Genomic DNA, 21,653 nt, shown 5'->3' on the forward strand with positions numbered 1-21,653 from the left:
GCACCGGGCTAGGCGGCCCCCGCCTTCCAGCGCTGTCCGCCGCCGCTGCTCACCGACTCCAGCGACAGCCCGTCCCCGGCACCCCCCGCCGGGGTCAACGCCGTCCCGAAGGCGATGGCGGGGCGGATCACGCCGTCGCCGTCCACCACGAACATCAGGTTCTGACCGTTGCGCCCCTCCACCGAGTCGCACGTCCAGACCCCGACGCCCCGGTCCGTCGAACCCCGGCTGTCCAGGCAGTAGTCGGGATCGGCGGACGACTGGAGCACACCGCGATCCGCATCGACCCGCCAGCGCTGGGTGCCGGACGACGTGCAGGGAGCCGTGATCACGTCGGTCCCGTTGAAGAAGGCGCCGCCCACGTCCAGGCACAGCCCCGAGGCGACGTTCACGACCTGGGCATACGTGCCGCTCGGCGGGTACGTGGGGGAGGGCGGCGGCTTGGGGCGGGCCGTCTTCGTCGGCGTCGCACTCCTCGTGGGCGACGGCGACCTGGAGCTCCGCGACGGTGACGGCGAGGGCGACGAGGTCGACGGCGTCGCCGACACGGTGGCCGTCACCGTGACCGCCACCGGCGGCACGCTCACCGGCGTGCCGACCGCACCCACCGGATCCTCCGACGACGACCCTCCCTGGGCCACCAGGAACGCCACCAGCGGCAGCAACGCCACCCCGAGCGCCGCCGACACCAGCACCACCCGGCGACGATCGGAAGGCCACCCGGGCCCCGGCCAACTCCGCTTCGCGGCAAGCCCGGCGGTACCCCCGCGCCGCACGCCCCCGCGCCGCACTCCCTCGCCCTCTCCCGGAGCGCTCGCCGCATAAGCCGTCCCGCCCCACGGCAGCAGCCCCTCCGCCAGCGCCGCGCGCGGCGAGTCCCGCAGCGCCGACAGTTCCTCGTACGCCGTCGTGCAGTGCGGGCAGCGCGCCATGTGGGCGTGCAGATCGGCGCTGTCGCGGGGACTGTCCGGCCGTACGGACTCCTCGATGAGGCGGCCGAAGTCGGAGCAGTCGGGGTCGTCGGAGGCGGTGAGACGGGCGCGCAGGCAGGACCGGGCCAGCTGCTGGAGCGCCGGGTCCGTGCCGTACGTGACGTCCTCGCGGGTGAGGCCGAGGAGACCGGCCGTGCGGTCCGCCGGCTCCTGCTCCACGAGGCCGTACCAGATCAGGCCCTGGGTGCGGGACGGCAAGGTCTGGAACGCCGTCAGCATCGGCGGGACCGGGCCGGAGGGGCCGGCCGTGTTCAGCACGAGCAGCAGTCCCGCGTCGAGGCCCGCCGCCCGCTCGTCCATCGCCCAGGTCCCGGCCAACCGGGCGGTCAGCATCAGGAGTTGGTGCCGCCAGGGCAGCCCGGGGTCGATGCCGCGCGCCGTCTGACGGGCCGCCAGGGTGAACGCCTGGGCCGCCAGCTGCCGGGCCATGGAGTCGTTCGGGGTGCACAGGCGGGCGTAGGCGAGCACGGGCGCGTGATGGCGGGCGCGCAGCTCCTGGAGCGCCGGATACGCGGTGGCCGTGTCGGCGCGCAGCAGTTCGGTGAGCCGTGCGTCGGACGCGCCCGCGTGAGTACCGGGGTCACTGCCCCCACGGTCACGGTCCCCACCGTCGTCGGCCCGAGCCATCCGCCTGCCTCCTTGCAGCCGTGCGACCCGCTCCGGAGTCCTGACCTACCGGCGGGTATGACGGCTCATAGTGGAGGAAGGGAAGCCCTGGGGAAAGGGTTTCCGTGGGTAACCCGTGAGTCGCCTGTGCACGGCCGGGCGGGACGCACCGGTCCCGGAACGCGCTGTGCCCGGTGTCCCGCCGACGGAATTCGGCGGGGCACCGGGCACAGCGCAGGTCAGCGTGGAGGAGACGCCACTCCTGGATCGGTCACTCCTCGACCGTCAGCCCCTTCCGGAGCCGGACCAACGTCCGCGACAGCAGCCGCGACACATGCATCTGCGAGATGCCGAGTTCGTCGCCGATCTCCGACTGGGTCAAGCCCGCGACGAATCTCAGGGACAGGATCTTCCGGTCCCGGGGCGGCAGTTCGGCGATGAGCGGCTTCAAGGACTCGACGTACTCGATGCCTTCGATCCCGTGGTCCTCGTAGCCGATCCGGTCGGCCAGCGCGCCCTCGGCGTCGTCCTCCTCGGGCTGGGCGTCCAGCGACGAGGCGGTGTACGCGTTCGACGCCGCCATGCCCTCGACGACCTCGTCGTTGGTCAGACCGAGGCGCTCCGCCAGTTCGGCCACGGTCGGGGCGCGGTCGAGCTTCTGGGCCAGTTCGTCCCCGGCCTTGGCCAGGTCGAGCCGGAGCTCCTGAAGCCGACGCGGTACCCGCACCGACCACGACGTGTCGCGGAAGAAGCGCTTGATCTCACCGATGATGGTCGGCATCGCGAAGGTGGGGAACTCCACGCCGCGGCTGAGTTCGAAGCGGTCGATCGCCTTGATCAGGCCGATGGTGCCGACCTGGATGATGTCCTCCATCGGCTCGCTGCGCGAGCGGAAGCGGGAGGCGGCGAACTTGACCAGCGCGAGGTTGAGTTCGACGAGCGTGTTGCGGACGTACGAGTACTCGTGGGTCCCTTCCTCCAGCGACTCCAGCCGCTCGAAGAGGGTCTTGGACAGGGCCCGCGCGTCGACCGGCCCCACCTCGTCGTACGGGGGGATGTCCGGAAGCCCGGCGAGCGCGTCGTCCTGACCGAACTCCTGACCGAAGTCCTGTCCGGGACGTACGTCATTGCTCAACTCGATGGGATCCAGCTGTTCCGGTTGGGATGCCGACGTCGCCCTCTGGGTATGCGATGCGTCGAGCCGGGGTGACATGATGTCCTCCATCGTTCTCGGCATTCGGCTGCCGAAGCCTGCGTGCACTGCGGTGTGCGGCGCCTCCAAAGCCGGCCGAGTCGGTTACGTGTCTCTACTAGCCCTACCCGCTTTCAGGAGCCCACCGCAAGTGCGCTCTGGTCCGAAATGTCCGATTCTGGGTGGATGTTCGGGTGTTGGGGGGCGTAGGGAAGGCGTAGTGTTCGAGAGCGTCAGTCAGCAGCCACGACGTCGGGAGTGAGAGACGGCATGGACCGCGGCACGGTCGGCAGCGCACAGTCTGGCCGACTTCTGGTCGAGGTGCGGGAAGAGGGCGCCAGCGCCGTCGTGACCCCGGCGGGTGAGTTGGATCACCACACCGCCGATTTGTTGCGTGAGCCACTCGAGGATTGCCTCGAGAGGGGCTTCAGCCGGCTGGTCGTCGACTGCTCGCGGCTCGAGTTCTGTGATTCCACGGGTCTGAACGTGCTGCTCGGGGCGCGCCTGAAGGCGGAGGCCGCAGGTGGCGGCGTGCATCTCGCGGGGATGTTGCCTGTGGTCGCACGCGTGTTCGAGATCACCGGGGCCGAGGCCGTCTTCACGGTCCACGACTCGCTCGACGCCGCCCTGGCCGACGGTGCCGACGGGGCGGGTTGACCCCTCACGTCCGGCTCTGCATCAGACGTCACATCATTCATGCCGAATACAGGGGTGTTCCCTCGGCTCGCTCGGGCAGGAGACATCCTGAAACCCGTCGGCTGTGATGTCGGCCACCGGGGGTGGGGGACTGTGACCGACGTATCAGGCAAGGACCGTGTACTGGCGTACTGACTCTGCGTACTGACTTCTGAATCGTGTGAACGTTGAACTGGTGAATCGGTGAGGTGAAGCGCTGATGAGCACCACCCGGCCTTTCTCGCCGGGCGACCGCGGCCCTGAGCCCAGCGGCGCTTCGGGGGCGTCCGAGAGCGGCCTGCCGGCCACGGGGGGCTCCGACGAGGGCGCTCCGGCGGCCGGAGGGCCCGGCGGGGGCACCGTGCCGTCCCTGCGGCATGTGGAGTCCGTGGCGTCCGCCGAGGCGTCGGCAGGGCGGCAGGTCCGTCGGCTGGCCCTCGCGGGCCAGAGCGGCGTCGTCCCGCTGGCCCGTGACTTCGCCCGCCAGGCGCTGTACGCGTGGGGCTGGCTCCCCGCGGCCACTGCCGACCAGCGAGCCGCCGCCGAGGACGTGCTGCTCGTCGTGTCCGAGCTGGTCACCAACGCCTGTCTGCACGCCGACGGACCGGACGAGCTGTGGATCGCCTGCGACAACAAGGTGATCCGCATCGAGGTCTCCGACAAGGGCACGGGCCAGCCGGCGCCGCGCACCCCGCACCGGGCGGGGCGTCCCGGCGGCCACGGCATGTTCATCGTGCAGCGGCTGTGTCTGGACTGGGGGGTCATGCGGACGCCGGGGGTCGGGGGCAAGACGGTGTGGGCGGAGCTGGGAGCACCGGCGTAGGTCACCCGTTCGGCCCTGTCGTACCGAAAATTCGTTTCCGCACCGCCGCGGCGCCGCTCTACGCTCTGTGAAAGCGGCCTCGCGCCCCACAGGTGAATCCACTCCCGAGTTGGGGGAGAAAATGCCCCGCCGGCCGGCCCCCGTCACCGGGCCCGAACGAGTCCGCCGTACGGCGGTGAAGGCGTGGTGGCACCGCGAGCACCCTCTCGCCCACGCCCCGAGGGTCCACCCCGGGGCGGCCCTGCCGCTTCGACCGACCGGCCCGACGAGGTCTTCCGGACGGACGACGGCCACTTCCTGTTGCCGACCGCCGAGACGGCTCTGGTCAACCTCCATCGCGGCGAGACGCTCGACGAGCGCGAGCTGCCGCGCAGGTACGTCGCCTACAGGCCCTGTTACCGCAAGGAGAGTGGCAGCCACCGCACGGCCGAGCGCGGGACGCTGCGGGGGCATCAGTTCAACAAGGTGGAGCTGTTCCAGTTCGCCCGGCCGCAGGACTCGGACGCCGCGCACCTCGACCGGCTCGCCCGTGCGGAGGAGCTGGTCGCCGGACTCGTGCTGCACCATCGCGTCACCAAGCTCGCCGCCGACGACACCAGCCCCGCGCAGGCCAAGACGTACGACGTGGAGGTCTGGCTGCCCAGCGTCGGGCCCTGCCGTCGCCTTCCCGCCTGCCACACGGCGTCTGGCACGCACGCTCGCCGCGTTGCCGAACCGCCCACGTGGCTCCGCCACGAGGGCGCTCCGGCGCCTTGCGATCGCACGCACCAGACGCCGTGTGGCCCGCCCTTCGGGCGGACGGCGGGAAGGCGACGGCAGGGCCCAGCGCATACACCGAGGTCAGCTCGGTGTCGAACGCCCGCGCCTACCAGGCCCGGCGCGGCGGCATCCGGTACCGCCCGGCCGGTGGCGGCAAGGCGGCGTACGTCCACACCCTCAACGCCTCGGGCCTCGCCACCAGCCGGCTGCTCCCCGCGATCCTGGAGCAGCACCAGCGGGCCGACGGGACGGTGCTCGTGCCGGAGGTGCTGCGGCGCTGGGGCCTGCCCGAGCTGCTGCGCCCGGCCTGACCCCGTGTTACCCAGGGTCACCCTGAGGGGCCGGTTCTCCACCCGAACCCCCTGCGGCGCGCGCCGGATCGTCACAACTCCGGCGTGCGCCGTCTCTTCCCTCCTCAAGGCGCCGGGCGTACCTTGACGGCCGATCTGATGTGCCGTCAGGAAATGAGGGGACCGTGTCGAAGCAGAAGCGAACCGCCGCGCTCGCGACGGCCGCGGCCCTGGCCGGCTCGGCGGTGCTGATGGCCGCCCCCGCGGCCCGGGCCGAAGTCGTCGACGTCAACTACGCCTGCAAAACGCCGATCGGCGACAAGAGCGCCGTCTCGCCCATCGACATCAAGGGCGTCAAGAGCGGCGGCGGCTACAAGATCACCATGTCGTGGCAGAAGGGCGTCTCGTCCAGCCCGGTCGAACTGGGCAAGGGCGCGATGAACCCGAGCGCCACCATCAAGCTGGGCGGCGCCGACAGCGGCACCCTGGCGGTCACCGGCCCGGCCAACCAGGAGGCCATCCCCGCCAACACCCCCATCAAGATCAACGACTTGACGGGCACGTACACCCCGAAGAAGACCGGCAAGGTCACCTTCACGGCGGGCGTGCTCACCATCAAGGCGCTCGGTACGACGACCACGTGCACGCCCGGCAACAGCCCCGGACCGTCGCTCACCCTCGACGTGACGGCGGCGTCCGGCGGCGGCAGCACGGGCGGCTCCGGCCAGGGCGGCACCGACTCCGGCGCCGAACTCCCGCAGACCGGCCCCGAGGACTCGGCGATCGCCCTGGGCACCCTCGGCGGCACGGTGCTGCTCGCGGGCGCGGCGGGCGCGCTGTGGCTGACGCGGAGGGGTCAGGCGGTACGCCGCTGACCTTCACGCCTGATCACCGCTGGAGCCGCCGATGTCGTCAGCCGTCCGTGTCCTGTGCCTGTCCCTGCTGCTGCTCCTCGCGGTCGCTCCCGTGGCGACCGCCGCCGAGGCCTGGACCGTCGCGCCCTCCGGCGGCGGACGGCCGTCCTTCTACGCCGAAGGCGCACCCGGGACGGTCCAGCAGGACACGGTGTCCGTGACGAACCGGGGCGACGAGCCGGTCACCGTACGGCTGCACGGCGCCGGCGTCCCGATCGCCTTCGCCGACAGCGCGGTACGCGTCCCGGCCCGCACCCGCGCCGAGGTCCCGTTCACCGTGACCGTCCCGCCGGGCACGGCCCCCGGCGACCGCTCCGGCGAGATCGTCGCCCGCGACACCGACGGCCGCGCGCGGACCGTCCCGCTCCGCCTGCGCGTGACCGGCCCGCAGCTGTCCGCGCTGACGGTCGAACACGTCCGCGTGCACCCCGACCGCATCACATACGAGCTGGTCAACCGGGGTACGACCACCCTCGCCCCGAGCCTCGCGATCCACGCCGACGGCGTCTTCGGCCGCCTCCTCGACCGCGCCCCGCGCCCCCTCTCCGTCGACCTGCCCCCGGGCAGCCGTACGAAGCTCACCGAGCCGTGGCCCGACCGGCCCGCGCTCGACGCGGTCGACGTGCGCCTGACGGTGACGGCGGCGGGCGGGGCGAGCGACACGGCCCGGGTGTCGGCGCGGTTCGTGCCGTGGGGCGCGGTGGCCGGAGTCGGGGGGTTCGTGGTGGCGGCGGTGGGCGCCTTGTCCGTCGTACGGCATCGAGGGGGCCGTCGGCCCGACGGCGACGGCGAGCCGACAGAGACCGAACAGCACTGCAAGCAAGCCGAGTTGACGGGAGCGGGGACGTGAACGCCAGGGTGCGGATCGCGGTGTTGCCGGCCGTGCTGGCGCTGCTGGCGCTGCTGTCGCCGGTGACGGCCATGAACGTGTCGGCCGCGGACGGCCCGGCCACCGTCAAGCTGTCCAAGTCCCAGGCAGGGACGGGCGGTTCGGTCACCGTGACCGGCAGCGGCTGGCGGGCCCGCACCCTGCTGATGATCCTCATCTGCGGCCAGTCCGTGCCGTCGACCGGCGTGAGCGGCGGCACCAACTCCTGCGCCAACGCGGAGGGCAGGGCCGTCACGACCGACGCGGACGGACGCTTCAGCCGGAAGCTCCCGGTGGCCGAGCCGCCCGTGCCGTGCCCGTGCGTGGTGCACGTGGCGACGGTGACCGGTGCGAAGGCCGAGGCCGACGCGATCTTCCAGGTGGCCGGGCACGCGGTCGAGCCGCTGCCCGCGGAGCCGGCCGGCGGACGCCTGTCGGTCCTCACCGACACCCGGCTGGACGGTTCGAGCGGCCTGCTCACCTGGTTCGGCGCGCCACCGGCGCGGACGCTGGTGTTCACGGTCGGCAATGTCGGCACCTCACCCGTCAGGAACCCGGTCTTCCAGGTCGGCACCTCCCACGGCGTGTTCGCGCCGCAGTGGCAGGAACAGCAGTGGCGCGGCACGATCCAGCCGGGCCGGAAGGCGCGGATCGAGCTGCCGGTGGAACTCGCCGCCGGCGCGCACGGCGACTACACGGTCTCCCTGAAGTACGGCGGCAAGGTGATGGCCGAACAGCCCTGGGGCGTGGGCCGGCCCTGGGGCGTGACGCTGTTCTGGATCCTGGTCTGTCTGGTCGTACCGGCGGCGGTGTTCCGTGTCGGACTGGCGGTCGTGGACCGGGTACGGCCGCGGCAGACCGCCCGCCGCCGCGGGTTCCGGCTGCCCGAACCGGCCCTGCGCATACCGGGGTTGAAGCCCCGCGAAGAGGCGAGGCACGCCCTGCCCTCTTCCTCCTCCACGACCCTGCCGTGGTTCACCCCGGACAGCGATCCGGGCACGGCCGGTCGGCTCTCCGCACCGCACGACGACAGTCCGACGAGTTCGACGGGCCCCACGACTCCGTCGACTCCGACCAGGAAGGGACCCCCGTGAGCAAGCGAAGGAGAGTCACACCGGCGCGCCCGAGAACACGTCCGGGAAGAGGTGGCGCGGCGGGCGTCGCGCTGATGCTCGGCGGCGCGGGCATCCTGCTCGGCGTGTCCGCCGCGCCCGCCCAGGCCGCGGAGGTGGCGTACGCGACCGAGTGCATCCCGCCCGCCATCTCCGGGCTGCCGCCGGTCCAGGGCACCACGAAGGTGGAGATCACCGCCCCCGCCGAGGCGAAGGTCGGCGACGAGGTGGAGGTGGTCTGGAAGTTCGTCCAGGCCGCGTCCAAGAACCCCGACATCCTCGACCTCCAGGCGAACACGGTCCAGCCGTCGGGCACGCTGAAGGCGGCCGGTGCGCAGACCGCGGACGTCGCCATGCAGGGGCCCCGGGAGAATCCGGCGATCCCCAAGGGCAGCGACATGAAGCTGTCCGACATGAAGGGCAAGCTGAAGCTGACGGCACCGGGTGAGGTGACCCTGACGCCGGGCGCGTACAACATCAACGTCAACAAGCCGATCTCCACGGACACCAAGTGCGCGCCGAAGGAGACGGTGCAGAAGGCCGCGACGATCAAGGTGACGGACGGGGGCGGGAGTTCGGGCGGTACGACGGGAGGCCTGCCGACGGTCGTCCCGACGCTGCCGACGAGCGTGCCGACCGGTCTGCCGACGGGGCCGTCGAGCCCTACGGACCCGGCGCCGGGTGAGAGCGAGACGGGCGGGGACAGCGGCGGCACGAGCACCGGGGGCGGCGACGGCGGCCAGACCGACTTCACGGGCAAGGAGGTCCAGGTCCCGTACAAGTGCAAGACGCCCATCGGCGACAAGGAGGCGACCTCGCCGGTCCAGATCAACGCCAAGAAGAACGGCGGGAGTTTCGATCTGACGGTGCAGTTCAAGAAGTCGGTGATGGACAGCCCCGCCGACATCCCCAAGGACTCGGTCAAGCCGTCGATGGAGGTCGCCCTGGGCGGCGCCGACAAGGGCACGGTCCATGTCGAGGGGCCGACCAACTCCGAGGCCATCAAGTCGGGCGACCCGATCGAGATCCCCGACCTCACGGGCACCTACAAGCCGGGCGCGAGCGGCGAGTCGACCCTCTCCCCGGGAGTCCTGACCATCGAGGCCCTCGGCACGACGACGACCTGCACACCGGCCAAGTCGGAGGTCTCCCTGACCCTGGACACCAGCGAGCAGGCGAGCGGCGCTTCCGGCGGCGGCTCGACGGGCGGTTCCGCAGGCGGCTCGGCGGGCGGCTCCTCGACGGACGGCGGCCTGGCGGCGACCGGCGCGGAGGACCAGGGGTCCCTGAAGGCGCTGGGCCTGGTGGCGGGCACGGCGCTGCTGCTGGGCGGGGCGGTGTTCACGTTCATGCCCGGACGCAGGGCGCGTTAGCCCACCCGCCAACGCACCCACACCAACCACCCACACCAACCCACCCACAACGCACGGAGGCCGTCACACCCACCGGGGTGCAACGGCCTCCGTCGGCTGGGGCAGCGCGCTAGCGGACGTTGCCCATGAGCTCCTTGACCTTCTTGCGGTACATCCACACCGCCACACCGGCGACCACGGCGAGCGTGGCTTCCAGGGCGACGATGTTCGTCTTGTTCAGGTCGACGCCGGCGATGGAGAGCAGACCGGTCGTGGCGTCACCCGCGGTGACGGCGAGGAACCAGACGCCCATCATCTGCGAGGCGTACTTCGCGGGCGCCATCTTCGTCGTCACCGACAGGCCCACCGGGGAGAGCAGCAGCTCACCGACGGTCTGCGTGAAGTAGATCGCCACCAGCCACATCGCGGCCGCCTTGTGACCGCCCTCGGCGATCGTCAGCGGGGCCAGGAAGAGGAAGAAGGACGCGCCGACCAGCACCAGACCGGAGGCGAACTTCACGATCGTGCTCGGCTCCTTGCCGCGCCGGTTCAGCGCGAGCCAGAACCAGGCGAAGACCGGGGCCAGCGCCATGATCAGGACGGGATTGACCGACTGGTACCAGGAGACCGGGAAGCCCCAGCCGAAGACGCTGTTCTCGGCGGAGGAGTCGGCGAAGAGCGACAGGGTCGAGCCGCCCTGGTCGTAGATCATCCAGAACACGGCCGCGGCGACGAAGAACCAGATGTACGCGGACATCTTCGACTGCTCGGGACGGTCCAGGTCCTTGTCGCGCTTTATGCGGACCAGAACCATGGTCGGGATGATCACGCCGAGCAGGGTCAGCGGGATCAGGATCCAGTTCAGCGTGTAGTTGCCGGAGAAGCCGACGATCGCGTAGAAGACGAGCGCGATACCGGCCCAGATCCCCGCCTTGCGCAGCGTGGACGTCTTCTCCTCGGCGGACAGCGGCGTCGGGACGACGCTGGAGCGCTCCGCCAGGTGGCGGGAGCCGAGCAGGAACTGCGCGAGACCCAGCGCCATGCCGAGTGCGGCAAGCGCGAAGCCCAGGTGCCAGTTGACGCTCTCGCCGATGGTGCCGATGATCAGCGGGGCCGCGAAGGCACCGAGGTTGATGCCCATGTAGAAGACGGTGAAGCCACCGTCGCGGCGCGGGTCGTCCGGTCCGTCGTAGAGGTGGCCGACCATCGTCGAGATGTTGGCCTTCAGCAGACCCGAGCCGATCGCGACCAGGCCGAGACCGCCGTAGAAGGTGCCGGAGGAGGGCAGGGCCAGCGTGAGGTGGCCCAGCATGATGATTCCGCCGGCGATGGCGACCGTCTTGCGCGGACCCCAGACGCGGTCGCCGAACCAACCGCCGGGCATGGCGAGCAGGTACACCAGCGACACGTACACGGAGTAGATCGCGGTCGCCGTCGCCGCGTCGAGGTTCAGGCCGCCCGGAGCGACCAGGTACAGCGGGAGCAGAGCCCTCATGCCGTAGTAGGAGAACCGCTCCCACATCTCGGTCATGAAGAGGGTGGCCAGTCCGCGGGGGTGGCCGAAGAAGGTCTTCTCGGAGCCGGGGGTGCCCGGGCGGGCCGAGTCCTTCGTCAGGCTGGACGCCATGGTCGATCCTTGCTGGTCGGGACGCGCGGCGACGTAGATACGAATCACGTCACGCGCCCGGTGGGGGGCGGCCGGCACCGGCGGGACGGCCGCCGGGCCCCACGCCCGGGGGGAGTCCCGCTCCGGATCACGAAGCGGAGGGCGGCGACCGCCGGGATCCACGCCCCCGCCTTCGGGGGCCCGGCCCACAGGTCATTCCTTTTTCGGGGTGCGCACATAAAAGAGACCCTCAGCGTCAAATGCGCCGAAGGTCCCCGCAGTGCTACAGGCGTGGAGTCACCATACGTCAGGACACCGCCTGAAATGGAAGGACTTGAGACACGGATCACAGGTGTCGAGGGAACCGCAGGCGCCCTTTCGAAGGTCCTTCCCAGGATCGCACTTCGTAGGCATGGTCTGTACCACTGCGGCCGAAGGTAAGAGATTCACCCGAGCCGGGTAAGAGCGAAGGCGTCCGATCACACCCCGGCTCTTGTCATGGGCGGACTACCATCAGCTCATGACCCGTGTACTGCTCGCCGAGGACGACGCGTCCATTTCGGAGCCGCTGGCCCGCGCACTGCGCCGGGAAGGGTACGAGGTCGAGGTGCGGGAGGACGGCCCCACCGCGCTCGACGCAGGAATGCAGGGCGGGATCGACCTGGTCGTGCTGGACCTCGGCCTGCCCGGCATGGACGGCCTGGAGGTGGCCCGCCGGCTGCGCTCCGACGGTCACGCCGTGCCGATCCTCATCCTCACCGCGCGTGCCGACGAGGTGGACACCGTCGTGGGCCTGGACGCGGGCGCCGACGACTACGTCACCAAGCCGTTCCGGCTCGCCGAACTCCTCGCGCGGGTCCGGGCCCTGCTGCGCCGCGGCGCCGCCGAGCCACAGCAGCCGCCCGCCACACACGGCGTGCGCATCGACGTCGAGTCGCACCGCGCGTGGATGGGCGAGGAGGAACTCCAGCTCACCGCCAAGGAGTTCGACCTGCTGCGGGTGCTGGTGCGCGACGCGGGACGGGTCGTCACCCGGGACCAGCTGATGCGGGAGGTCTGGGACACGACCTGGTGGTCGTCGACCAAGACGCTCGACATGCACATCTCCTGGCTGCGCAAGAAGCTCGGCGACGACGCGGCGAACCCCCGCTACATCGCGACCGTGCGGGGCGTCGGCTTCCGTTTCGAGAAGAGCTGAGCCCGCTGCCCCACCGGCATGGCACACAGGTAAGTAAGAGGACATGCGCCGCCGACTGATCCAGTCCACCCTCGCCGTGGTTCTCGTGGTGATCGCCGTCTTCGGCGTGTCACTCGTCATCGTCGAGACCCGGACGATCACCAGCACCGCCCAGGAGCGGGTGGACACCGAGGCGGTGCGGCTGGTCAGCATCGTGGACAGCCGGCTGCTCGGCGACGAGACCGTGAACGCCGCGGTGCTGCGGGACCAGATCCAGGGGGACCGGTACGCCGAGATCCGCATCCCGGGCAAGCCCCTGATCGAGGTGGGCGAGCGGCCGACCGGTGACGTCATCAGCGCCAGTGAGACGGGCGAGGAGGGCGAGACGGTCACCGTGCAGGAGCCGCGCTCGTCGGTGACGCGCGAGGTCGGCCGTACGTTGCTGATCATCGGGGCGGTCGCCCTGCTGGCGGTGATCGCGGCGGTCCTGCTGGCGGTGCGCCAGGCGAACCGGCTGGCCTCACCGCTCACCGACCTCGCGGAGACGGCGGAACGTCTCGGCTCGGGCGATCCGCGGCCCCGGCACAAGCGGTACGGCGTCCATGAGCTGGACCGCGTGGCGGACGTCCTCGACTCCTCCGCCGAACGCATCGGACGCATGCTGACCGCGGAACGCCGCCTCGCCGCGGACGCCTCCCACCAGCTCCGCACGCCGCTCACGGCACTGTCCATGCGCCTGGAGGAGATCACCCTCACCGACGATCCCGACACGGTGAAGGAAGAGGCCACCATCGCGCTGACGCAGGTGGAGCGCCTCACGGACGTCGTCGAACGCCTCCTGACCAACTCCCGCGACCCCCGCACCGGCTCCGCCGTCACCTTCGACCTCGACGAGGTCATCCAGCAGCAGCTGGCGGAGTGGCGCCCCGCCTACCGCAGCGTGGGCCGGGCGATCGTCAGCTCGGGCAAGCGGCACCTGGAGGCCGTCGGCACGCCGGGCGCGGTGGCGCAGGTCCTGGCGGCCCTGATCGAGAACTCCCTCATGCACGGCGGCGGCACGGTCGCGCTGCGCACCCGGGTCACCGGCAACCAGGCCGTCATCGAGGTCACGGACGAGGGCCCCGGTGTCCCGGCGGACCTCGGCGCCCGCATCTTCGAGCGCGCCATCAGCGGCCGCAACTCCACCGGCATCGGCCTGGCGGTGGCCCGAGACCTGGCCGAGGCGGACGGCGGCCGCCTGGAAATGCTCCAGACCAAGCCCCCGGTACTGGCCCTGTTCCTCTCCCGCACACCCCCGCCGAAGAAGCCGGGCCAGGAATCGGGGCCGACAGTCAGATGACTTTCAGCCGCCCTCAGGAAGGCCGCTGACGCGTCGGCGTCAGCCCACCCGCACCCGCGGCTTCTCCGGCTTGTGCGCACCCCGCGCACCCCGCCGAGGCGTCTCCAGGAACGATTCCGCTCCGGCCTCCGCCTCCTCCGAGGGAAGCGCACGGAACACCCACGTCCGGTAGGACCAGAACCGGAACAGCGTCGCAATGCCGATGCCGAGGAACTTGAAGATGTTGCTCTGCAGCGGGCTGTCCCAGCCGAAGCCGTACGTCGCCGCGTACAGCACGCCGTTCTCGATCACCAGGCCGACCACGCTGAACAGCAGGAACAGGCCCAGTTCCTTCGTGCGGCGGCTCTTGTCGCGATCGCGGTAGGTGAAGTACCGGAAGCCGATGTAGTTGAAGATGATCGCGACCACCGTCGCGATGACACTCGCGCGCACCACCTGCAGGTCGGTCACATGCCGTACCAGGTTGAACACGAGCAGGTTGACAAGGAGTCCCGCGCCACCCACCGCACCGAACTTGGCGACCTCACGAACCAGTCGGTCGAAGCGTTGCCGCACGGCACTGCGGGGTGCCGGAGACGCCGTATGAAGCCCCGAGGAACCACGTCCCATGGTCGTAAAGGCTCCTGTCGGTCGGTTTGTCGGTTGGTTTCGTCAACCCAGCCATGCTAACCACCCCCCTCGAGGATTGCCTGTGCGCAAGCTCATAGGTCGGGAAGAGACCCGGAAAACTCGGGTAAGAAGACCGCCGAGGGCCGGCAGCGAGGTACGGAAACCGGCCGCCGCGAAGTGGCCGATACCCTAGGGGCGTGACGTTCCCGGTAGTCGGCATGGTCGGCGGGGGCCAGCTCGCTCGTATGACACACGAGTCGGGCATCCCGTTGGGCATCAGGTTCAAGCTCCTCAGTGACACCCCTCAGGATTCCGCGGCGCAGGTCGTCAGCGATGTCGTCATCGGCGACTATCGCGACCTCGACACGCTGCGCGACTTCGCGAGGGGCTGCGATGTGATCACTTTCGATCACGAACACGTACCCACCGAGCACCTCAGGGCTCTGGAGGCGGACGGCATTCCCGTGCGCCCGGGCCCTGACGCGCTCGTGCACGCCCAGGACAAGGGCGTGATGCGGGCGAAGCTCGACGCGATCGGCGTGCCGTGCCCGAGGCACCGCATCGTGACCGATCCACCGGACGTGGTCGCCTTCGCGGCCGAGGGCGACGGCTTCCCGGTCGTCCTCAAGACCGTCCGTGGCGGCTACGACGGCAAGGGTGTCTGGGTCGTCGAGTCGGCCGAGGAGGCCGCGGACCCCTTCCGCGCCGGCGTCCCGGTCCTCGCCGAGGAGAAGGTCGACTACGTCCGCGAGCTCGCGGCGAACGTCGTCCGCTCCCCGCACGGCCAGGCGGTCGCCTACCCCGTGGTCGAGTCCCAGCAGGTGGGCGGCGTCTGCGACACGGTCATCGCGCCCGCCCCCGACCTCGACGAGGTCCTCGCGCTCAAGGCCGAGGAGCTCGCCCTGACGATCGCCAAGGAACTGGACGTCGTCGGCCACCTCGCCGTGGAGCTGTTCCAGACCCGCGACGGCCGCATCCTCGTCAACGAGCTGGCGATGCGCCCGCACAACTCGGGCCACTGGACCCAGGACGGCGCCATCACGTCCCAGTTCGCCAACCACGTCCGCGCCGTCCTCGACCTCCCCCTCGGCGACCCGCGCCCGCGCGCCAGGTGGACGGTCATGGTCAACGTCCTCGGCGGCGACTACCCCGACATGTACTCCGCGTACCTGCACTGCATGGCCCGCGACCCCCAGCTCAAGATCCACATGTACGGCAAGGACGTGAAGCCCGGCCGCAAGGTCGGTCACGTCAACACCTACGGCGACGACCTCGACGACGTGCTGGAGCGCGCCCGTCACGCTGCCGGCTACCTGAGAGGGACCATCACCGAATGAGCCCCGTTGTAGGCATCGTCATGGGGTCGGACTCCGACTGGCCCGTCATGGAGGCCGCCGCCCAGGCCCTCGACGAGTTCGAGATCGCGTACGAGGTCGACGTCGTCTCCGCGCACCGGATGCCGCGCGAGATGGTCACGTACGGCGAGCAGGCTGCCGAGCGCGGCCTGAAGGCGATCATCGCCGGCGCCGGCGGTGCCGCCCACCTGCCCGGCATGCTCGCCTCGGTCACGCCGCTGCCCGTCATCGGTGTTCCGGTCCCGCTGAAGTACCTGGACGGCATGGACTCCCTGCTCTCCATCGTGCAGATGCCGGCCGGCGTCCCCGTGGCCACCGTCTCCGTCGCCGGCGCGCGCAACGCAGGTCTGCTCGCCGCCCGCATCCTCGCCGTGCACGACGAGGACCTGCTCCAGCGGATGCGGGAGTTCCAGCAGGAGCTGAACGACCAGGCCACCGAGAAGGGCAAGCGCCTGCGCGCCAAGGTAGAGGGCGCAAGCGGCTTCGGCTTCGGCTCCGGGAAGTGACGCCGATGACCTCCCTGGAGGCAGCCCGGGAACTCCTGCGCGAGTTCCCGGTCGTGGACGGCCACAACGACCTGCCGTGGGCCCTGCGCGAGCAGGTCCGCTACGACCTCGACGCCCGCGACATAGCCGGTGACCAGGGCGCCCACCTGCACACCGACATCCCCCGCCTGCGCGAGGGCGGCGTCGGCGCGCAGTACTGGTCGGTGTACGTGCGCTCCGACTACGCCGGCGACAAGGCGGTCAGCGCCACCCTCGAACAGATCGACTGCGTACGGCAGTTGCTGGCCCGCCACCCCGCCGACCTGCGCCCGGCGCTGACGGCGGCGGACATGGAGGCCGCCCGAGCCGAGGACCGTATCGCCTCCCTGATGGGTGCGGAGGGCGGCCACTCCATCGCCAACTCCCTCGCCACGCTGCGGGCGTTGTACACGCTCGGCGTCCGCTACATGACGCTCACCCACAACGACAACATCGCGTGGGCCGACTCGGCGACGGACGAGCCCGGGGTGGGCGGTCTGTCGGCCTTCGGCCGCGAGGTCGTGCGGGAGATGAACCGCGAGGGCATGCTGGTCGACCTCTCGCACGTGGCGGCGACGACGATGCGCGACGCGCTCGACACCTCCACCGCCCCGGTGATCTTCTCCCACTCCTCCTCCCGCGCGGTCTGCGACCACCCGCGCAACATCCCCGACGCCGTCCTGGAGCGCCTGCCCGGCAACGGCGGCGTCGCGATGGTGACGTTCGTTCCGAAGTTCGTGCTCCAGGCGGCCGTCGACTGGACGCTCGCGGCCGACGAGAACATGCGTGCCCACGGCTTCCACCACCTCGACACGACCGCCGAGGCGATGAAGGTGCACCGCGCCTTCGAGGAGGGCACCCCCCGTCCGATCGCCACGGTGTCCACGGTCGCCGACCACCTGGACCACATGCGCGAGGTCGCCGGCATCGACCACCTCGGCATCGGCGGCGACTACGACGGCACCGCCTTCACCCCGGACGGTCTCAGCGACGTCTCCGGCTACCCGAACCTGATCGCCGAGCTGCTGGACCGCGGCTGGTCGAAGCCCGACCTGGCCAAGCTGACCTGGCAGAACGCCGTGCGGGTGCTGGGCGCTGCGGAGGACGTGGCCCGTGACCTTCAGACGACGCGGGGTCCGTCCAACGCGACCATCGAGGCACTGGACGGCTGATCGTCGAGGGCGGGGTAGTCGGTGTAGCCGGTCGCCCCGCCCGTGTACATCAGGTACCTGTCCCGCACCGGGTTGAGCGGCCCTCCGAGCGTGAGCCGGCGCACCAGGTCGGGGTTGGCCAGGAACGGGCGGCCGAGGGCGATCAGATCGGCACCGGCGGCGAGGAGCCGGGCGGACTCGGCGCCGATCGCCTCGGCGGACAGCTCCGGGAGCACCGGGTTGGCGATCAGGGTCCCCGGCCAGGCGGCGCGGATCCGGCCGAACAGCGGGTCCGCGGGGTCGGCGTACACGAGGTGCAGATAGGCCGGTCCGAGCCCGCCGAGCGCCTCGACGAGCGCCGGGTGGAGCGTGTCGCTGTCGGTCTCGTCGACGCCGTTGACGGTGTTCCGGGGAGAGATCCGTACCCCCACCCGCTCCGGCCCGATCGCGGCGGCCACCGCCTCGACCACCTCCCGCACGAACCGGATCCGCCCCGCCACCGAGCCGCCGTACTCGTCCGTGCGGCGGTTGGTGTTGCCGGCCAGGAACTGGTGCAGCAGATGACCGTTGGCCGAGTGCACCTCGACGCCCTGGAAACCGGCGGCCACGGCATTGCGGGCGGCCGTCGTGAAGTCGGCGACGGTGGCGCGGATGTCGTCGACGGTCATCTCCCGCGGGACGACGGCGGGGCGGTGCCCGTCCGGCGTGAAGATCGTCTCCGGGAGCGGCACGGGCGAGGGCGAGACCGGCGTCAGTCCGCTGGTGGCCGGGTGCCCGACCCGGCCGCCGTGCTGAAGCTGGAGGAACATCGGCCCGCCGCCCGCGGCCCGCACGGCGTCCGTGACGCGCCGCCAGCCGGCCACGTGCGACGGCGTGTGGATCGCGGTGATGTTCGGATACGTCTGCCCGACCGCGTTCGGCGTCGAGGCCTCGGCGATGATCAGCCCGGCCGTCGCCCGCTGCGCGTAGTAGGTGGCCATGAGCGGCGTCGCAGTGCCGTCCGCCGCCGCGCGGTTCCTGGTCAGCGGCGCCATGACCAGGTGGTTCGGCAGATGCAGGGGGCCCAGACGGGCCGGTGCGAGGAGGGAGCGTACGGCTGCCGTCGTGTCCGTGGTGTGCGTCATGGCCGTACCGTAGAAGTTGACATCAGTGTCAGATTCAAGTCCGGACGGACCAGGGGAGACAGGGGGCGGCATGCGAATCGGTGAGCTGGCCCGGCTGACGGGAGTGAGCGAGCGGTCGCTGCGCTACTACGAGGCCCAGGGGCTGCTGCGCGCCGAGCGCACCCCCGGCGGGCACCGCGACTATCCCGAGGCCGCCGTCGACCGGGTCGTCCGGATCCAGGAGCTGTTCGCCGCCGGACTGCACAGCAGCAGGATCGCGCAGCTGCTGCCCTGTATGCGGGACACCGACGGCGGCCCCTCCGCGATCGCCACGCCCCGGCTGGTCGAGGACCTCACCGCCGAGCGCCACCGCATCGACCGCATGATCGCCGACCTGGTCCGCTCCCGCGACACCCTGGACGAGGTGATCGAGGCGGCGCGGGAGAGCTGACGCGCGCGTGTTCCCCCGCGCCCGCCGTTCCATGCGCGTCGGCACGCGGTACCCCCGAACGCCCCGCCCACCAGGAAGCCCCTCCGGGTCCGTGGGACGGTGAACCGTACTGCTGATCATCACGCCGATCACGTACGGAGACCGCCATGGCAGACCTCAAGTACGAAGCGGACACCAGCCCCGAGGTCGGCGAACTCGATGAGCTGCCCGCCCCGCTGCCGGGGGAGCCGTCCGACTCCGTCACCGGCCCGGGTGAGGGCACCGACGCGGACCTCCTCGAACGTGCCCACGCCCTCCTCGCCGCCCATCCCGTCGCCGACGGCTACAGCGGACTGCCGTGGGCGCTGCGCCGCCTGCCCTGGTTCGACCTGGAGCTCGGCGAGAGCGCCGTCGACACGGACGTGCCGCGGATGCGCGAGGGTCACGTCGGCGCGCTGTTCTGGGCGCTGCACCTGCCGGACGGGCTCGACGGCGACCGGGCCGTCGGTGCCACGCTGGACCAGCTGGACCTGGTGAAGACCGTCGTACGGGCCCACCCGGAAGGCCTGCGCCTGGCCGACAATCCGGGCCCGGTCACCGACGTCCGCCACTGCGGCCGTATCGCCGTCCTGCCGGGCCCGGCCGGGGCCGCCGCCCTCGGGGACTCGCTCGGGATCCTGCGCTCCCTGCACGGGCTGGGCCTGCGCGCCCTGACGCTGTCCGGCGTGGCCTGGGCGAGCGAGGCGGGGCTGACCCGGTTCGGCGAGGAGGTCCTGCGCGAGATGAACCGCCTCGGCGTGCTGGCCGACCTCTCCGGCGCCTCGCCGGACACCGTGCGCCGGGCGTGCGCGGTGTCCAAGGCCCCGGTGCTGTGCGCCCGCTCCGCCGCCCGCGCCCTGCGTCCCCACCCGGCCAACCTCCCCGACGACCTGCTCGGCGAGCTGGGTGCCGTGGGCGGCCTGTGCATGGTGCCGCTCACCGCCGAGCAGACGGGTCCGTCCGTCCGGGACGTCGCCGACCATCTCGACCACGTCCGTGAGGTCGCCGGCGCGCAGTCCGTCGGCCTGTCCGGCACCTACGACGCCGGCACCGCCCACCCGCAGGACCTCACCGACGCCTCCTGCTACCCGCACCTCGTCGCCGAGCTGCTGCGCAGAGGCTGGTCCGAGACCGACATCGCGCTGCTGACCTGGGGCAATGTCCAGCGCGTCCTGCGCGAGGCCGACTTCACGGCCCGGGAGGCACAGCGGCGCCGGGCGCCGTCGACGATGAAGATCTCCGAGCTGGACGGGTAGCCGGAGGGAGAGGGCGAGGCGGGAGGGGCGCAGGACTCAGGGTTCCTCGATCCGGCAGAGGCAGAACGGGTGCCCTGCCGGATCGGCGTACACCCGGAAGTCCTCCTTGTCCTCCGCGTGCAGCAACCGCGCACCGAGCGCCAGCACCTTCTCCTGGGCCGCCTCGACCTCCGCCCAGGTGGACCCCGCGTCGAAGTCCAGGTGGAACTGCTGGGAGTTGCGGTCGGCCCGCGGCCACTCCGGCGGGGTGTACCCGGGTGCCGGCTGGAAGGCGAGCCGGGGGCCGCCGGGGAACTGGAGCACGACCCATCCGGGGTCGTCGTCGTCGACCGTGCCGCCGCCGACGCCGGCGTAGAAGCGGGCGAGGGCGCGTGGGTCGGGGCAGTCGATGACGACGGAACGCAGACGGGTCACGCGGGCCATGGGTTCCTCCCGGGAGTCACGGGGTGCTCGGCACTCAGCAGGCGCACAGGCAGAACGGGTGCCCCGCCGGATCGGCGTAAACGCGGAAGGTCCGCGAGCGGTCCTCGGTCTCCAGCGGCTTCGCACCCAGGGCCAGCACCTCCTTCTCGGCGGCGTCCAGGTCCTCGACGGTCAGGTCCAGATGGAACTGCTGCGAGTGCTCGGGCGACGGCCACTGCGGCGGTACGTAACCGGGGGCGGCCTGGAACGACAGCGTCGGAGCGCCGGGCACCTTCACATCCACCCAGTCCTCCTGCTCCTCGACGCTGCCGCCGAGCACGCGCGCGTAGAAGTCGGCGAGGGCGCGGGGGTCGGGACAGTCCAGAACGACGGCGCCCACTTCTGCGATGGCCATGGCTTCCTCCTCGAAGCGGTGGTTACCTGTGTCCGGCATCAACAGGTAACGCGGTTACCGCATCCTCCCGCATTGGGGGTAACGTCGCAAGGGGATTCGGGAGGTAGCGTGCAGCCATGAGTGAGAGATCGCCCGCGCCCGGGGGCCTGGAGATCGTCCAGTCCCTGGTCAACACGCTGGACATCGAGTCGGGCGCGGACTCGCTGGACACGGCCGAGGGGCGGGCGCGCTTCGGGCTGGCCGAGGAGGACATACCGGACGCGCGGGAGTTGCGGGAGTCCCTGCGCGTGGCCCTCCTCGCCCACGCGGGACATCCGCCGCACTGTGCGGCGACGCCGCTCGGCGAGCTGCTGGCGGCGGGGCCGCTGGTCGTCACGGTCGATGCGGCCGACGGCTCCGCCGCTCTGGCCGCCACGGACGGGGGCTCGCTGCTGTCCCGGGTGGCGGTGGCGATTGCCCGGGCCCTCGGGGACGGGAGCTGGACGCGGCTGAAGGCGTGCGAGGCGGTCGACTGTCACTGGGCGTACTACGACCGCAGCCCGGCGGGGCGTGGGCGGTGGTGCTCGATGCAGGTGTGCGGGGCGCGGGCGAAGATGCGGCGGTATCGGGCGAAGTGACGCCTGTTGGCGGTGCCGGGCTGCGCCGCGTATTCGATACCGTCCCG

The 21,653-nt window shown here is 71.4% G+C and carries 22 protein-coding genes and 1 pseudogene; 16 read left to right on the top strand and 7 right to left on the bottom strand.

Annotation, left to right across the window (positions count from 1 at the left end):
- Positions 1-8: 8 nt before the first annotated feature.
- Positions 9-1,619, bottom strand: coding sequence for an RICIN domain-containing protein (locus OG331_RS29485; protein ID WP_406201684.1), 1,611 nt, complete (start codon positions 1,617-1,619; stop codon positions 9-11).
- Positions 1,620-1,869: 250 nt separating this feature from the next.
- A complete protein-coding gene (locus OG331_RS29490) occupies positions 1,870-2,823 on the bottom strand; it encodes an RNA polymerase sigma factor SigF (protein ID WP_406201686.1) in 954 nt (317 codons plus the stop codon).
- Positions 2,824-3,060: 237 nt separating this feature from the next.
- On the opposite strand from OG331_RS29490, the gene OG331_RS29495 reads away from it, so the two are divergent.
- The 8 genes and pseudogenes from OG331_RS29495 to OG331_RS29530 all read left to right on the top strand — a co-directional run bounded on the left by OG331_RS29495 (position 3,061) and on the right by OG331_RS29530 (position 9,604).
- Complete coding sequence (locus tag OG331_RS29495; RefSeq protein ID WP_406201693.1) at positions 3,061-3,447, top strand: STAS domain-containing protein; 387 nt, start codon at positions 3,061-3,063, stop codon at positions 3,445-3,447.
- Positions 3,448-3,685: 238 nt separating this feature from the next.
- Positions 3,686-4,288, top strand: a complete 603-nt coding sequence (locus OG331_RS29500; protein ID WP_406201696.1) for an ATP-binding protein — start codon at positions 3,686-3,688, stop codon at positions 4,286-4,288.
- Between the two features lie 186 nt (positions 4,289-4,474).
- Positions 4,475-4,981: pseudogene (locus OG331_RS29505) on the top strand (aminoacyl--tRNA ligase-related protein); the annotation flags it as partial.
- 83 nt (positions 4,982-5,064) lie between these two features.
- The gene (locus tag OG331_RS29510; protein WP_406210928.1) at positions 5,065-5,358 is read left to right on the top strand and encodes a hypothetical protein; all 294 of its coding nucleotides are present in this window, start codon (positions 5,065-5,067) and stop codon (positions 5,356-5,358) included.
- 164 nt (positions 5,359-5,522) lie between these two features.
- A complete protein-coding gene (locus tag OG331_RS29515) occupies positions 5,523-6,212 on the top strand; it encodes an LPXTG cell wall anchor domain-containing protein (RefSeq protein ID WP_406201698.1) in 690 nt (229 codons plus the stop codon).
- Positions 6,213-6,243: 31 nt separating this feature from the next.
- Positions 6,244-7,101 carry a hypothetical protein gene (locus OG331_RS29520; protein ID WP_406201701.1) on the top strand — a complete coding sequence of 286 codons (858 nt, stop codon included), beginning with the start codon at positions 6,244-6,246 and terminating at the stop codon, positions 7,099-7,101.
- Positions 7,098-8,213, top strand: coding sequence for a hypothetical protein (locus OG331_RS29525; RefSeq protein WP_406201703.1), 1,116 nt, complete (start codon positions 7,098-7,100; stop codon positions 8,211-8,213). Before OG331_RS29520 ends, OG331_RS29525 begins: the two co-directional genes overlap by 4 nt.
- A gap of 74 nt (positions 8,214-8,287) precedes the next feature.
- Complete coding sequence (locus tag OG331_RS29530; protein ID WP_406210356.1) at positions 8,288-9,604, top strand: hypothetical protein; 1,317 nt, start codon at positions 8,288-8,290, stop codon at positions 9,602-9,604.
- Between the two features lie 109 nt (positions 9,605-9,713).
- On the opposite strand, the gene OG331_RS29535 is transcribed toward OG331_RS29530, so the two are convergent.
- Complete coding sequence (locus tag OG331_RS29535) at positions 9,714-11,210, bottom strand: oligopeptide:H+ symporter (RefSeq protein WP_406201705.1); 1,497 nt, start codon at positions 11,208-11,210, stop codon at positions 9,714-9,716.
- A gap of 499 nt (positions 11,211-11,709) precedes the next feature.
- Between OG331_RS29535 and OG331_RS29540 the strand changes: the two genes are divergently transcribed.
- On the top strand, positions 11,710-12,387 hold the full coding sequence (locus OG331_RS29540; RefSeq protein WP_406201708.1) for a response regulator transcription factor: 678 nt from the start codon (positions 11,710-11,712) through the stop codon (positions 12,385-12,387).
- 43 nt (positions 12,388-12,430) lie between these two features.
- Positions 12,431-13,705, top strand: coding sequence for an ATP-binding protein (locus OG331_RS29545; protein WP_406201710.1), 1,275 nt, complete (start codon positions 12,431-12,433; stop codon positions 13,703-13,705).
- A 39-nt stretch (positions 13,706-13,744) separates the two neighbouring features.
- Here OG331_RS29545 and OG331_RS29550 read toward each other — a convergent pair whose 3' ends face one another.
- On the bottom strand, positions 13,745-14,314 hold the full coding sequence (locus OG331_RS29550; protein ID WP_406201713.1) for a GtrA family protein: 570 nt from the start codon (positions 14,312-14,314) through the stop codon (positions 13,745-13,747).
- A 197-nt stretch (positions 14,315-14,511) separates the two neighbouring features.
- On the opposite strand from OG331_RS29550, the gene OG331_RS29555 reads away from it, so the two are divergent.
- From OG331_RS29555 to OG331_RS29565, 3 genes are read left to right on the top strand one after another with little or no spacing between them, the layout of a single operon-like run.
- Positions 14,512-15,651 (top strand): 5-(carboxyamino)imidazole ribonucleotide synthase, encoded by a 1,140-nt coding sequence (locus OG331_RS29555; protein WP_406201716.1) that lies wholly within the window; start codon positions 14,512-14,514, stop codon positions 15,649-15,651.
- Positions 15,648-16,175 (top strand): 5-(carboxyamino)imidazole ribonucleotide mutase, encoded by a 528-nt coding sequence (purE, locus tag OG331_RS29560; RefSeq protein WP_406201719.1) that lies wholly within the window; start codon positions 15,648-15,650, stop codon positions 16,173-16,175. Before OG331_RS29555 ends, purE begins: the two co-directional genes overlap by 4 nt.
- 5 nt (positions 16,176-16,180) lie before the next feature.
- Complete coding sequence (locus tag OG331_RS29565) at positions 16,181-17,365, top strand: dipeptidase (protein ID WP_406201722.1); 1,185 nt, start codon at positions 16,181-16,183, stop codon at positions 17,363-17,365.
- Here OG331_RS29565 and OG331_RS29570 read toward each other — a convergent pair.
- Positions 17,314-18,468 carry an alkene reductase gene (locus OG331_RS29570; protein ID WP_406201724.1) on the bottom strand — a complete coding sequence of 385 codons (1,155 nt, stop codon included), beginning with the start codon at positions 18,466-18,468 and terminating at the stop codon, positions 17,314-17,316. The two genes, OG331_RS29565 and OG331_RS29570, sit on opposite strands and share 52 nt — an antisense overlap.
- A 70-nt stretch (positions 18,469-18,538) precedes the next feature.
- On the opposite strand from OG331_RS29570, the gene OG331_RS29575 reads away from it, so the two are divergent.
- Together OG331_RS29575 and OG331_RS29580 are read left to right on the top strand one after the other, a co-directional pair.
- Entirely contained in the window at positions 18,539-18,898 is a 360-nt protein-coding gene (locus OG331_RS29575; RefSeq protein ID WP_328881210.1) for a MerR family transcriptional regulator, read from the top strand.
- A gap of 146 nt (positions 18,899-19,044) precedes the next feature.
- Positions 19,045-20,172, top strand: a complete 1,128-nt coding sequence (locus OG331_RS29580) for a dipeptidase (protein ID WP_406201727.1) — start codon at positions 19,045-19,047, stop codon at positions 20,170-20,172.
- Between the two features lie 36 nt (positions 20,173-20,208).
- Here OG331_RS29580 and OG331_RS29585 read toward each other — a convergent pair whose 3' ends face one another.
- Together OG331_RS29585 and OG331_RS29590 are read right to left on the bottom strand one after the other, a co-directional pair.
- The gene (locus tag OG331_RS29585; RefSeq protein WP_406201730.1) at positions 20,209-20,595 is read right to left on the bottom strand and encodes a VOC family protein; all 387 of its coding nucleotides are present in this window, start codon (positions 20,593-20,595) and stop codon (positions 20,209-20,211) included.
- A 34-nt stretch (positions 20,596-20,629) separates the two neighbouring features.
- Entirely contained in the window at positions 20,630-20,989 is a 360-nt protein-coding gene (locus OG331_RS29590) for a VOC family protein (protein WP_406201733.1), read from the bottom strand.
- A 116-nt stretch (positions 20,990-21,105) separates the two neighbouring features.
- Here OG331_RS29590 and OG331_RS29595 point away from each other — a divergent pair, with 116 nt between their 5' ends.
- Entirely contained in the window at positions 21,106-21,606 is a 501-nt protein-coding gene (locus OG331_RS29595) for a CGNR zinc finger domain-containing protein (RefSeq protein WP_406201735.1), read from the top strand.
- Positions 21,607-21,653 lie beyond the last annotated feature (47 nt).

Source organism: Streptomyces sp. NBC_01017 (genome assembly GCF_045162795.1).
GTDB lineage: Bacteria > Actinomycetota > Actinomycetes > Streptomycetales > Streptomycetaceae > Streptomyces > Streptomyces machairae.

What these genes read in the sequence shown, in the direction of transcription:
- OG331_RS29485 (WP_406201684.1), bottom strand. Translation starts at nt 1,619, where the DNA reads ATGGCTCGGGCCGACGACGGTGGGGACCGTGACCGTGGGGGCAGTGAC.
- OG331_RS29490 (WP_406201686.1), bottom strand. Translation starts at nt 2,823, where the DNA reads ATGGAGGACATCATGTCACCCCGGCTCGACGCATCGCATACCCAGAGG.
- OG331_RS29495 (WP_406201693.1), top strand. Translation starts at nt 3,061, where the DNA reads ATGGACCGCGGCACGGTCGGCAGCGCACAGTCTGGCCGACTTCTGGTC.
- OG331_RS29500 (WP_406201696.1), top strand. Translation starts at nt 3,686, where the DNA reads ATGAGCACCACCCGGCCTTTCTCGCCGGGCGACCGCGGCCCTGAGCCC.
- OG331_RS29520 (WP_406201701.1), top strand. Translation starts at nt 6,244, where the DNA reads ATGTCGTCAGCCGTCCGTGTCCTGTGCCTGTCCCTGCTGCTGCTCCTC.
- OG331_RS29530 (WP_406210356.1), top strand. Translation starts at nt 8,288, where the DNA reads ATGCTCGGCGGCGCGGGCATCCTGCTCGGCGTGTCCGCCGCGCCCGCC.
- OG331_RS29535 (WP_406201705.1), bottom strand. Translation starts at nt 11,210, where the DNA reads ATGGCGTCCAGCCTGACGAAGGACTCGGCCCGCCCGGGCACCCCCGGC.
- OG331_RS29540 (WP_406201708.1), top strand. Translation starts at nt 11,710, where the DNA reads ATGACCCGTGTACTGCTCGCCGAGGACGACGCGTCCATTTCGGAGCCG.
- OG331_RS29545 (WP_406201710.1), top strand. Translation starts at nt 12,431, where the DNA reads ATGCGCCGCCGACTGATCCAGTCCACCCTCGCCGTGGTTCTCGTGGTG.
- OG331_RS29550 (WP_406201713.1), bottom strand. Translation starts at nt 14,314, where the DNA reads ATGGGACGTGGTTCCTCGGGGCTTCATACGGCGTCTCCGGCACCCCGC.
- purE (WP_406201719.1), top strand. Translation starts at nt 15,648, where the DNA reads ATGAGCCCCGTTGTAGGCATCGTCATGGGGTCGGACTCCGACTGGCCC.
- OG331_RS29565 (WP_406201722.1), top strand. Translation starts at nt 16,181, where the DNA reads ATGACCTCCCTGGAGGCAGCCCGGGAACTCCTGCGCGAGTTCCCGGTC.
- OG331_RS29570 (WP_406201724.1), bottom strand. Translation starts at nt 18,468, where the DNA reads ATGACGCACACCACGGACACGACGGCAGCCGTACGCTCCCTCCTCGCA.
- OG331_RS29575 (WP_328881210.1), top strand. Translation starts at nt 18,539, where the DNA reads ATGCGAATCGGTGAGCTGGCCCGGCTGACGGGAGTGAGCGAGCGGTCG.
- OG331_RS29580 (WP_406201727.1), top strand. Translation starts at nt 19,045, where the DNA reads ATGGCAGACCTCAAGTACGAAGCGGACACCAGCCCCGAGGTCGGCGAA.
- OG331_RS29585 (WP_406201730.1), bottom strand. Translation starts at nt 20,595, where the DNA reads ATGGCCCGCGTGACCCGTCTGCGTTCCGTCGTCATCGACTGCCCCGAC.
- OG331_RS29590 (WP_406201733.1), bottom strand. Translation starts at nt 20,989, where the DNA reads ATGGCCATCGCAGAAGTGGGCGCCGTCGTTCTGGACTGTCCCGACCCC.
- OG331_RS29595 (WP_406201735.1), top strand. Translation starts at nt 21,106, where the DNA reads ATGAGTGAGAGATCGCCCGCGCCCGGGGGCCTGGAGATCGTCCAGTCC.